This is a genomic window from Roseimarinus sediminis, assembly GCF_050433125.1.
Taxonomy (GTDB): domain Bacteria; phylum Bacteroidota; class Bacteroidia; order Bacteroidales; family Prolixibacteraceae; genus Roseimarinus; species Roseimarinus sediminis.
In genome coordinates, this window is record NZ_JBNPXV010000006.1 from 1 (window position 1) to 12556 (window position 12556).

The 12556-nt window shown below is 45.1% G+C and carries 5 protein-coding genes; all 5 read right to left on the reverse strand.

Annotated features, from left to right (window positions below; all coding sequences use genetic code 11):
• Nucleotides 1-286 precede the first annotated feature (286 nt).
• The 5 genes from FHS86_RS08945 to FHS86_RS08965 all read right to left on the reverse strand — a co-directional run bounded on the left by FHS86_RS08945 (nt 287) and on the right by FHS86_RS08965 (nt 12555).
• A complete protein-coding gene (locus FHS86_RS08945; protein WP_429412666.1) occupies nt 287-4879 on the reverse strand; it encodes a LamG-like jellyroll fold domain-containing protein in 4593 nt (1530 codons plus the stop codon).
• A 341-nt stretch (nt 4880-5220) separates the two neighbouring features.
• Nucleotides 5221-7788, reverse strand: a complete 2568-nt coding sequence (gene glgP / locus FHS86_RS08950; protein ID WP_429412667.1) for an alpha-glucan family phosphorylase — start codon at nt 7786-7788, stop codon at nt 5221-5223.
• Between the two features lie 139 nt (nt 7789-7927).
• Nucleotides 7928-9280, reverse strand: a complete 1353-nt coding sequence (locus FHS86_RS08955) for a glycoside hydrolase family 57 protein (protein WP_429412668.1) — start codon at nt 9278-9280, stop codon at nt 7928-7930.
• Nucleotides 9281-9292: 12 nt separating this feature from the next.
• Nucleotides 9293-10582, reverse strand: a complete 1290-nt coding sequence (locus tag FHS86_RS08960) for a glycosyltransferase family 4 protein (RefSeq protein ID WP_429412669.1) — start codon at nt 10580-10582, stop codon at nt 9293-9295.
• 26 nt (nt 10583-10608) lie between these two features.
• Nucleotides 10609-12555: an amylo-alpha-1,6-glucosidase gene (locus FHS86_RS08965; protein ID WP_429412670.1), complete on the reverse strand. Its 1947-nt coding sequence runs from the start codon at nt 12553-12555 to the stop codon at nt 10609-10611.
• Between the last annotated feature and the right edge of the window lies 1 nt (nt 12556).

Sequence of the window (12556 nt, forward strand, 5' to 3'; positions counted from 1 at the left end):
TCAGATTAATCTGATGCAAAACTAAAAATTCAAGTCCGTTCGCTCTAAAAACGTCTGTAATTAACTAAATTTCAAATATTTCAAAGAACTTTTTTAGATTTTAATGGGACAGTAATGATTTGCTTTAACTGTTGAATTTTAAACAAAAGCTACAAAAGTGTGGGGGAATATGGTGGCTTGAATGAAAATCCGGCAGGAATGGTTTACTATTTGGCAGGAACAAGGGCTGATGTGCTTTATAAGGCTTCAGCCCTTGCTTGCCATTCAAATGAATTTAAGGAAGATCTTATTTAATTAAGATCTTTATTGTCTCTGATTTACCTTCGGAAACCACCCTTAACAGGTAAGATCCGGGTTGATAAGTTTTTAAATCGATGGAAATCCCCTGCTGAATTTCGGTATTTCGGTAAATCTCTGAATGGTGGATCGTTCCGTTAATACCAACAATTTCAATTACATGAACACCGCGATATTCATCGTTTATCCTGATGTTTATATTGTCGCTGGCAGGATTTGGATAGATCTCAATGGTCTTCTTATTCAGGCTCATTTCATCGACACCAACTATAATTGTTGTTTGCGCTTCGTATTGATCTTTCTCGTTTTCGAGGTGTCCCACCTGGTCGGTAGCCATGCTGTAGAATTTGTAGCTTGAACCAATGCTTCCCTGAAATTCAGCTGACTCATCGGTATTGTTCCTCAGCCAGTTGTATAAAAGGGTGTCGTTCTCAAGCACAAAAACGTCGTAATGCTGTATGCCTGCACCTACATCGGATCCGGTCCATTCGACCATAAAGTTATTAAAGTTGGTACTTTCGAGACTCACCACGCTGCTGCTGGGCGGGTCAAGATCGAGTGTATTCAGAAACTCGTTGGTGACAATGGGTTTGTTGGCATCGAAAACAATGGATGCTTTGTTACGGAGCTCGGCATTGGTTCCCAACTCTTCCCTGAGTCCAACGGTGAAGCTCACAAAACCATCGCCCTCGGGCGGATTGGCATTGGGAGGTAAAAAGCCCACAAAGGGATCTTCTTCGAGCTCCATCGTTTGTGGATTGAGTGAAAGGAACTCCCAGATGATCACCCCCGTAAGGGTGTCGAGTTTTCCCGAAACGCGGGTGATTAGTTCCATCCCGGGGCGCAGGTCAAGGTCCATCGAAAATTCCGTCAGCTGCTCTCCCGGAGGTGAAAACAGCGTATCGCCCCAGCCAAAGGATGCGAAACCAAAGTTGTTCAGGTCGAAAACAGCCAGGTCGAGCGTGTCGGTAATGGTGACAATGTGTGCAGGTGCGGTGGCTTCCTTTTTGTTTTCAAACAGGATGGTATAGGGCATCCTGTCGTATTTTACAATGAAGTTTTGCTCGCCAAAGCCCGACGGACCTACCATTTCGTTGGGGTCGAACGACGACACGGCTTTCACTCCTTTTTTGCTTTTATAGCGGGGGTCGAAATTGTTCAGACAGTCCTGGTGGGCCATGTAGCCCTGGTACATGTTGTTGACAATAGAGGTGATTTTGATGCCTATCTTAATTGCTTTAATGGGGCTCAGATCACCAACACAACTAATGGCGGCCGATGCAAGCGAGTAGCCCCAGTTGTCGAATACCGAAGGTTCGTTCATTTCGGGTTTGGCAGCATTCCATGGATTGAATACCAGGGTGGAAAAGTCGTACAAACAATCAACGGGCAGTAGCATGCCCAGCGCGTCCATGGCGACCGACGATGCTGCATTGGCGGCCGAAAGGGCAATGCAGGCATTTAGCCTGGTTTTGTCGTCGGGCCAGTCGTCGAGTCCCGATGAAGCACTTTTTGTTCCAGAATCGACAGCTTCGAAGAAGGGATCGTTGGTCCAGCTTTCGATGTTGAAATCGTCGGGGCTTTTGATACGAATCCGGATGCTGTGTGTGCTGTTTGCTTCGAGCAAGGGAATGAAAAGCGGGTAGAAACGGGCGTTGAGTCCGGGTCCGAAATAGTTTTCGACCACATCGTACAAGGTATCCATGTGTTCTACAATTTCGGGGGTGTTGGTTTTCATGTATTCATTGGCTTCGACCCTGAAATCGATGAATTCGACTTCGAGGTCAGGCAGATCGCTGATAACAATATTGAGCGGAACACCCAATGCGTCGATATTTCCCTTGTTGCCGTAGCTGATGGTATAGCTCTGCCACATGTTAAACAAGGCCATTCCTCGTCCCGAGAGAGAAACCCATGGTTCGGGCATTTTGGCTTCAAGCACCTTAAAGGCTTTTTCGAGCAGGAGTTCGCTCCCACCGTATTGAACCACCACATCGTAAGTTCCCAGTTCTGCTCCGGTCATATAGAAAATACCTGCCAATTGGCCGGGAGCAGGTGCATATAGCTTAGCCCCCTGAATTTCGAGTTCCCCTTTACGCAACAGCACCGTGTGCCCTTCAGGAACTAAACCCCCACCATATACCACCAGGGTGGCATAGCCGTAATTTCCGGCGCTGGCCGGTTCCACCTTATCGAGTCCTTCGATGGTGACATGCTGCACGGCTCCGGTAACGCTGTTGGTGTTAGCGGCAAACAGGCTTATTGTATATTCGCCCGGTTTTGCGTACACATGACTGGGGTTACCCTGACTGGAAGTTGTTCCATCGCCAAAATACCAGGTGGACGAAGTGGCGTTTTTCGATTTGTTGTTGACCGAAAGTTGGTTGCCCTGTTTGAAGCTTTCAAATTCGGGCAGCGGGGGATCAAAGTCCGATGTACGCAAGGTGCCGTTATAAACCGGAATACCATCGTTGCCGTTTCCTGAAAGATCTTTAAAGGTGTCATCGAAGTTGAAATAGAGCTTTAAACCTTCTTCCTGGCCGGTGAATTTTTTAGTTTGGTTTTCGAGCAATTCTTCCTGGCTGAGGGCCCTGTCCCACAAACGAAGCTCATCCATCGAATACATGGCATCGTAGTACCAGCCATTGCCCAGGTTGCGTGCTCCAAGCATCAGCATGCCGTCTTCTTGTGTCATGACTCCGGTGAGTGTGGTCTGTTGATGCAACATGCCATTGATGTAGAGTCTGAAGTTGTTCAGGCCCGCATTGGCATCGTAAGTAAAGGCAATGTGGTGCCAGAGGCTGTCGTTCAAATCGATCTCACCCCAGTTCACAGGAGCATCCTTGTCGGTTTTGATCCCGGCACTTACATCAATTCTGGCATTATTTTGACGGAATGCTAATTGGTATCCTTCCGGGTTGGTATCATAACCATCGTAGCCGTCAACTTTTGCCATTATGCTGAAATTGGCAATCGTTTTCGGGTCAAATCGCACCCATAGTTCGGCAGTCATGGCCGAGTCGAATTGAATGCTCTTCGACGAAGGAACTACTACCAGATCGGTTTCATAGCTTTTTTCAGGATTTTCAACATAAAATGCTTTGTTAATGGTTCCCGGACCGGGTTGTGGTTTCACATTTCGGTAGAAGATGTCCTGATCGGTTCCACTTCTCCACTGAGCCTGTGTAATCCAGTGTTTTCCCCCTGCGGCATCAATTTGCATGAATGATTTCATGTATGCATGCGACATGTTAATGATATTGCTTTTCAGCGAAGGTGCCAGTGTTGTACTTCCAGAAAAACTTACTCCTCCATCGACCGATTTGGTTGAAAACAGCCAGTTGCCGGTAAGGTACAAAGTATTTCCGCTCTCATCGAGCGGATCAATTACAATGGCCGGAAGAGAAGCTTTTCCAACATGGTAAACATCGGGATTCATAATGCTGCGTGGCTCAGAGAAGCTGGTCCCGTTATCGTGTGAATAGGAAAAGTGGAAACGGTTACCCGAATTGTTGTTTGTTGGATAGGTGCTGGCAGCAAGCCAATATACATTTCCGTTTTTTGCAGCCACTGTTTCACTTCCATTCTGAAGCCCCTCACTTGCCAGTGCGCCTATGTTTCTTGCACTTTCGAAAGAGTTTCCTCCGTTGCTTGAGCGGGTATAAAAAGTGGTCCAGACATCACCTTCGGTATAACCGGTAAAGATGACATGGATGTTATTTCCCGAACGCGCTATTTTTGATGAATAGTGATCGCCATGTGCCACTTGACAGCGTTCTCTTTCACCGTATTGAGTTGTATACGTTGTTGAAATTTTACTGGAGTTAAAGTTGGTGCCGTTTTCCGACGTTGCCAGCCAGATTTTTCCAGTATTTAAACCGTACATGTAGTAAGCATAGCCGTAAAGTACTATGATTTTTTCACCATCGTAATAGAAGTCGCCAACATAAGTACTTTCATTTGAGATTTGGGTGTCGCTGAAACTGCTTCCTCCATTGCCGGAATACATTACCCACGATCCTTTTTTGTCTCCGTTACCCTGGTAGGCCACTGCTACCTTCCCGTCCTCGGCTTTGATAAAGCAATTGTCGATTGCTTTGTATCCACCCGAGGTATTGGCAATGATCCGATCATTTTCAAAGGAAGCTCCGCCATTTTGAGAGCGAAAATAATGAACTTCGCCGATTCCGCCGGCAGCATAGTTGTAATCGGCTGTACAAATGTGCACCACATCTCCGTCTACCGCCAGGCGTCGGCTTTCTTCCTGTATTCCATAATTGCCGTCTTTGAATACCATTATTTTTTTAGGCGCTTCCCATGTTTCACCCAAATCGGTCGAGCGACGATAATACAGTTCTGATGTTCGCGTGTACGAAGGAGGATTTTGCGTCCAGACTACATGTATTGTATTCCCTGAGATCGCAATTTCAGGCACTTTATCATTAAATTCTGGTCCATCACTGCCTTCCGACAAATTTATCAGATACTTTGAAAGATTGGGATTGACTGAAAATCCACTTGCTGCACATAGGATAAAGGCATACACGAATGCAGCGAATCTTAGCTTAAGTTTCAAGCTCATGGTTAATGGTTTTTGAAAAATTACACACCCTAAAAAAACTGAAACGGTTCATGCCAACTGAAATCTTAATTAATTACCCCAATGCTTCGGTGGCATTTTATTTTCAGTATGTATTGTTGATTTTCTACAGATAAAATTACGTCTTTATTTGTTGAATGTAAATGCCTTGTTTGAAATAAATTTCTTAATAATTTAGTTAAGCAGCACCATAGGTTGCAGGGTTTGTATATCGGTGTGGGGTGAGCACTTACAGACGGATAGGGAAACACAAGCCAGAGAAAAAGAAAAAGGCTGGTGTTGCTACCAGCCTTTTGACAAATAATTTAATATCAGTATTGAATCTATAACCAATGCATGTATCTGAAATCGAAACGATGCGGGAGCAGACTGTTTTTTGGGAATACCCTGATTCCATAATTGTAACTGCCAGGATTGGTGAGGTTGAGTTTGAGTTCGTAGGTAGTTATGTTACCTTCACCTGACAGGGCTTCAAATTCATGCCTTTCAACAAAAACATCTTTTTCTTCCTGCTTTTCTGTCAGCACAATTTCAACGCCTACTTCTTCGGGCAAAAGCCCGTTAAGGTCGATTTTTATCAGGGCTGGTTTTGTTTCACCAATCTGGTAAGTATGATCAACACCATGAGCCAGATCAGCTTCGATGAGTTTTATGCCATCCCATTTTTCAGCGACACGGGCTTTCCATTCGGTAATTTCCTTTGTAAGCTTAAAGTGGTCGTTTTTAAGCTGAAGGTAGCGGGCGGCCTGTGGTTCATAAAACTGATCGATGTAATCGTTCAGCTGCCTGCGCATGGTAAAATGAGGGGCCACCTCCGAAATGGTATTTTTCACGAAGGAAACCCATTCGGGTGAAATTCCCTTTTGGTTTTTGTTATAATAGGTCGGTACGATTTCCTGCTCCAGTATGTTATAAATGGTTTCGGCATCGAGTTCGTCCTGAAATTCCTGTACGTCGAACGAACGCTCCTGTGGGAGCGCCCATCCGGCTTCGGGTTTGTAGCCTTCGACCCACCATCCGTCGAGTACCGAAAAGTGCATGGTACCATTCATTACGCCTTTTTCACCGCTGGTTCCCGAGGCCTCGAGCGGACGGGTAGGGGTGTTCATCCAAATGTCGACACCCTGCAACATCATTTTGGCCACATCCATATCATAGTTTTGAATGAACATGATTTTTCCAATGAATTCGGGGCGTTTCGAAATTTCCACAATGTGTTTGATCAGGCCCTGACCTCCACCATCGGCAGGGTGCGCTTTTCCGGCAAAGATGAACTGTACCGGATGGGTGGGATGATTCACAATTTTGTTCAGCCGGTCGAGGTTCTTAAAAAGCAAATGGGCCCGTTTGTAGGTTGCAAAACGACGGGCAAAGCCAATGGTCAGTGCATTGGGATTGAGTGCATTCAGTGCTTCGGTGATGAGTTTCGGATTCTCATTGCGTTTGATCCAGTTGTCGGAAAAACGTTCCTTGATGTAGTTGATAAGTTTGACCTTAAGTTGTTGTTTTAACTCAACGATTTCTTCGTCAGGAACATCGTGGATTTTCTTCCAGAGATCAAAATTGCTTTGGGTTTCGGGAAACTGATGCCCGAAATATTTTTTATGCAGTTCTTTCCACTCGCGGGCCGTCCAGGTTGAGTAATGAACTCCGTTGGTAACATAACTGATATGAAGTTCTTCGGGGAAATAGCCCGGATAAAGGCTTTGCAGCAATTCCTTACTCACATCGCCGTGCAGCATGCTTACACCGTTAATGTTTTGAGCCAGGTTGGCAGCCAGGTAGCTCATATTAAAAAGATGCTCCGAGGGATAAGCTTTACCCAGTTGAGCAAAAGCATCCCATGTGAGTCCGATTTCTTCGGGGAAATAGTTCATGTAGGCATGAAGCAAATCAACATGAAAGGAATCGTGACCGGCAGGAACGGGCGTATGGGTGGTAAACAGGGTAGAAGCCCTGACGAGTTCCTTCGCTTCGTCGAAGCCTAGCTTATGATCCTGCATGATGTTATGCAGGCGTTCGAGAACGGTAAATGCAGCATGCCCTTCGTTGCAATGGTATACATCGGCATCGATGCCAAGTGCTTTCAGGGCTCTGATACCGCCAATACCCAAAAGGATTTCCTGTTTGAGCCGGTTTTCATTGTCGCCGCCATACAGGTGGTGGGTAACAAAACGGTCTTCGTCGTTGTTTTCGTCAAGATCGGCATCGAGCAGGTACAATTTAACGCTGCCAACATCAACCTGCCACAAGCGTGCGGTAAGGTTTCTGCCAGGATACCTGACACTTATCTTCAGCCATTCGTTGTTGACCATGACTGGTGAAACGGGGATTTTCGAAAATTCCTCTGCCTCGTAATTGGCAATTTGTTCGCCGTTATTGTTCAGGGTTTGTTTGAAATAACCATAACGATACATCAGGCCAACGGCCACCATGTTGACTTTCGAATCGCTGGCTTCCTTTAAATAATCGCCTGCCAGTACTCCCAGCCCGCCCGAAAAAATTTTCAGACTGTCGTGCAGTCCGTATTCCATGCTGAAATAGGCGATTTTATTTCCATCGGGATGACTTCTTTCCTTCAGGTAGTTGCTTAGTTCGTTGTACACCCATTCCAGTTTGTATCTGAATTCCTCATCTTTTTCCAATTCGAGGAAGCGGTTGTAGCCTACCTTGTCGAGCATTAAAACGGGGTTATGGGCTGTTTCGATCCATAATTCTTCGTCGATGTACTCGAACAGTTCACGGGCTTTGGTGTTCCAAACCCACCAAAGGTTACGTGATATTTCTTTAAGCGGAGTCAAACTCTCCGGTATTTTTGGTTCTACAATCAGCTTTTGCCATGTAGGTTTATCGTTGTAATAACGATCTGAAAATCTTACTCCTTCACTCATCTCTATTGTTTTATTTTCGTTTTCTTTTTAACTGTTTAAAAAAGGGGTCACAAAAAGAGTAAATTTTTTTCAATTGAAACCTTCCAGCCGAGGAATGCTGTTAAGATTTCAAAATAAATTTACAGTGTCACGCCCGGGTTTATTTTTTCACAGTTGCTTTTTTGGTTTTTGAAGAAGTAGTTGGTTTCTTTTTTTTCTTTTTAAGGTTTAATTTCTTGTTTTCGAGTTCCAGCGATTTTATTTTTTCTTCTTTGATTCGCACGGTTTCCTGCAAGGCCGCTAATTGCTGGCTCAAGGGATCATCGGGTACAATTCTGTTCAAGCGCATGGTGAAGTCAGACAAAACATTCATGTAATTGATGAAGGCTTCGTAGGGGGAGTCGTAGTGATTAAAATACTTATGGACTTCGCCATCGGAAAAGAATTTGGTACACATATAATAGAAATGGTCGCTTAGCTGCAGGTAGTCCCAGTCGCGCAGAATGGCTTCATCGTTGCATTGTTCTATTCGGGGCTGTAATTCGTACAGTTTATTGAATGCCTCTTCCTGCAACTCATTACCCAGCCAGGCCGAAAGGTCGCGTTCTTCATCGGCCCACGAAATGGGGTTGGGAACATGCACCGGGCCAACAGGCTGATAATCGTCGATGATCTCCGAAGGGGTTCTGAATTGAAACTGCTTGCTTTTAATGATGGTATCGGGAAGCGCACCCAGAAAATCGAGTATTCCGGAGTTGGCTTTTTGATGTTCGCCAAAGGTTTCATAATCCATAAAGAGGTTGATTACTTCATCTTTCGGATCGGTTTTGCCCAGCCAGCTTACGAATTTCTCGGTGGTGAGGGGGTATTGCGACCATCCCTTATTGGAAAAGCGGAAGGAAATGTCGTCGCTCAACTTGAAGTTTCGCATTAAAATTTTTAGGCGCGGATTGATGGCATTGGTGTAGATGAAGTTGGGACTTTTCCATCCCAGAACATGCTTTGCTCCTTCGGTGATCATGGCTTTGAAGCCCATGTCGTGCACCATGCGGCCAATTTCGTCGGAGTAAATCAATTCGGTATTTCGGAATACCGTGGGTCTTTTGCCAAAATGCTTTTCTATCAAATCGTCGTGTCGCTGTACCTGTCTGGCAAACAGTTCCTCGTTTTTGAGTGCAACCAGCGAGTGCGAATAGGTTTCGGAAAGAAATTCGACACAACCGGTTTCATTGAGTTTTTTAAACGATTCAAGCACTTCGGGTGCATAGTGCTCAAACTGTTCAATGGCACTTCCGGTGAGGGAAAATGCCAGCCTGAATTGTCCCTTGTGTTTTTCAATGGCCTTTAGCAGCTTTTCGTTGGCTGGTAAGTAACAGTCTTTTGCTACTTTATGCAGGATGGTTTCGTTGGCATAATCGTCGTAATAATACGAATCGTTGCCAATGTCGAAAAAGCGGTAACGGCGAAAGCGAAAGGGCTGATGAACCTGAAAATATAAGCTGATCGTTTTCATTGTATCTTGGTTTTACTTGTTCAGTGTTTTATAATAAATATCGCGCACATGGCCGGCCGAATGTTTCCATTGCAGGTTATCGACTTCGGTGCGGGCGTTCTTCTTAAAAGTAGCCGGAAGCGCAGGATAGGAGATGATGGCATGGATGGCGTCGGCCATGGCATTGATGTCCCAGAAATCGATTTTGATGGCATGCGTGAGTATTTCTGAAACCCCCGACTGTTTTGAAATTATTACAGGCACATCGCTTTGCATGGCCTCGAGGGGCGAAATACCGAATGGTTCCGAAATGGAAGGCATCACATATACATCACTCAGTTTAAACATATGAAATACATCGTCGCCCCTGAGAAAGCCTGTGAAATGAAAGTGATCGGTGATTTTAAGCTGTGCAGCCCTGCGGACCATGGCGTTCATCATGTCGCCACTTCCTGCCATTACAAAGCGAACATTTCGTTTGCGCTGAAGCACTTGATAGGCTGCTTCAACAAAATATTCAGGCCCTTTTTGCATGGTAATGCGCCCCAAAAAGGTGACAATCTTTTCATTCATGCCTTTTTTGAGTGCCTTTTTATTTTCGAAACTGACCGGTTCCACCGCATTGTAAACTGTTTGTACTTTTTCGGGATCGATGCCGTATTTTTCAATTACAATTTGACGGGTCAGATTACTTACGGTAATGATTTTGTCGGCTTGTTCCATGCCTTCGCGTTCGATGGCATAAACCTGTGGGTTGACGCTTCCGCCACTGCGATCGAAATCGGTGGCATGCACATGAATTACCAGGGGTTTGCCCGATGCTTTTTTGGCTGCTATGCCGGCAGGATAAGCCAGCCAGTCGTGTGCATGGATAAGATCGAATTCGGTATCGTTGGCAATGGTTTCGGCTACAATGGCATAATTGAAGATTTCGTTGATCAGGTTTTTTCCATATTTCCCCGAAAATTCAATTTTCCCGTGATCGTCGGTTTCAATAAAACGTGTTTTTGAGGCATGCCGAAGACTGGTCATTTTCCAAAACTCTTCCGGATCGGTGTAAGGAATAATGTTGGAGTCGACCTCGTAATAATCGATTTTGCTTTGCATGTCGTTGAAAACGATTTTTTTGCGCGTGACCGGGATGTCGCTCGCTCCAATCAGTTTCATGGTACTTTGATCTTCATCACCAAAGGCTTTGGGTACCACAAAGACTACTTCAATGTCCTTGAAGTTGGCCAGTCCGCGTGTAAGACCGTAACAGGCTGTTCCTAAACCTCCCGAGATGTGCGGTGGAAATTCCCATCCAAACATTAATACTTTCATCTGCCTCTTATCTGATAGTTATTATCCTAACTGTTGAAATTGTCGATTATGTGATAAACCCTTAGTATTTCACCAATATTCCAGGCCTGCGAAATAGCACCTTTCCCTATATGAGGCGGGTTTCCATTGTAAAGTTCCGAAATGGATCCAATACACCCACTGGTCATTTCTTCTTCGAAACCATCCATTATTTTTTGTACAAAGGATAAGCCTCCTCGTCCGTGTACTTCAAGATAAGCTTCGATGAAAAAGCCGATCAGCCATGGGAATACGCTGCCCTGATGCATGGCTTCTTCGCGCTGTTGTTCATTGCCTTCGTAAATTCCCTTGTACAAGGGATTTCGTGGCGAAAGTGTTCTTAAGCCCTTGGGGGTGAGCAGGTCTTTTTTTGCCAGACTCAAAACCGATTTTTTCATTTCCTTGGTCAAAGGGGAGTAAGGCATGGCTGAAGCAATTACCTGATTGGGTCGCACCGACCAGTCGCTTTGTTCTTTATTTACACAGTCGGCCAGATAGCCTTTTTCTTCATCCCAGAAGGTTTCAATAAATGATTTTGAAGTCTGATCTGCAAGGAGCTGCCATTGGGCTGCCAGTTTTTGATCTCCTGCCATCCCGGCCAGTTCGATGAAGTAACACAGGGCATTGTACCAAAGTGCATTGATTTCAACGGCTTTGCCATAACGCGGTGTTACCGGTTGATTATGGCTGTAGGCATTCATCCAGGTGAGTGCTACTCCGGTGTATTCGGCATTGATGAGGGCATCTTCGTCCATGCGAATGTTGAAATCGGTCCCATTCTTATAGGCCTCAAGTATGTTTATAAATGTTTTCCGGTAGTTTTTCCAAACTTCTGCTTTTCCGCCCAGTTCGTCTGTGAGTTGCTGAATGGTCCAGAAAAACCAAAGTGGTGTATCGGCTGCATGATAGTCAGGAATGAACCTTCCCCATTTACTTGGGAAAAGGCCGTTTTTGATTCTTGCAATGTTTGATTTTAGTATGTTTTTTATCAGTCGCTGATCTTCTATGGCCAGCGATAGTCCGGGAAGTGCTACAAAGGTTTGATTAATCCGTCCGTTGTACCAGGGATAACCGGCCTGCAAATCGGTAAAATGATCGGTTTTTACGACAAACTGTTCGGCCGAATTTTTGAGACAGCCGAAGAAACTGCTTCTTGGCGTTTTCTTTTCGAGTTCGGCATTGAATTTTCTTTTGAACTGTGCAGGTGAACTTTCACTGGTCGAAGCGGAGAAGATAATGCTTTCTCCTTTTTTTATTTCTGCTTCAAAATAACCGGGTGTGTACAGGTCTTCGGTATATTCATAGCCGCGGGCCTGTTCCTTGTAATATTCAACATTGTAATACCAGTCGGGATTGGCAATGTATTCTTCGCATTTCGATAGCTGCATGTGCAAATAAGGGTAGCCGTCGTACAACTGGATTTTAATTCCGTTTTTTATTTTTTCGTACCGGGTGTTGGCATACAAATTCGACTTGCTCAAATGATGCATGTTACGAAAGGCAAGAAATGGCTTGAATCGCAGGCGCGTAGGCGAATTTGCATCAACCAGGGTGTAACGAATCAGTACTTGTTCTGTTTTTTCGACAAGCAACAACTCCTTGGTTAATACAACGCCTCCTACCCGGTAGGTAAGCATTGCGATGGCATCGGTAGAGAAATCGCGGATGTATTTGTGCCCGCGTGGCTCGTATAGATCTCCGCTGAACTTGTGGATGCCAAGGTTGAATTCGGCTCCGTGCTGTATAATGGTTGTGTCGAGCGACGAAAGCAAGACATGTTTTCCGCCGTCGAGTGTATGATTGGGACAAACCAACAAGCCATGATACTTACGGGTGTTGCATCCCGACAGGGTGGTGCAACTGTACGAACCGGCGCGGTTGGTGTGTAGTATTTCGCGTTGCAGCGAATATTCCAGGTTGACCAGCTGCTTTTTGTCGAATTTTAAATAACTCATT

Excerpts from the sequence above, each read along its gene's own strand:
- FHS86_RS08945 (WP_429412666.1), bottom strand. The coding sequence starts at position 4,879 with ATGAGCTTGAAACTTAAGCTAAGATTCGCTGCATTCGTGTATGCCTTT.
- glgP (WP_429412667.1), bottom strand. The coding sequence starts at position 7,788 with ATGAGTGAAGGAGTAAGATTTTCAGATCGTTATTACAACGATAAACCT.
- FHS86_RS08955 (WP_429412668.1), bottom strand. The coding sequence starts at position 9,280 with ATGAAAACGATCAGCTTATATTTTCAGGTTCATCAGCCCTTTCGCTTT.
- FHS86_RS08960 (WP_429412669.1), bottom strand. The coding sequence starts at position 10,582 with ATGAAAGTATTAATGTTTGGATGGGAATTTCCACCGCACATCTCGGGA.
- FHS86_RS08965 (WP_429412670.1), bottom strand. The coding sequence starts at position 12,555 with ATGAGTTATTTAAAATTCGACAAAAAGCAGCTGGTCAACCTGGAATAT.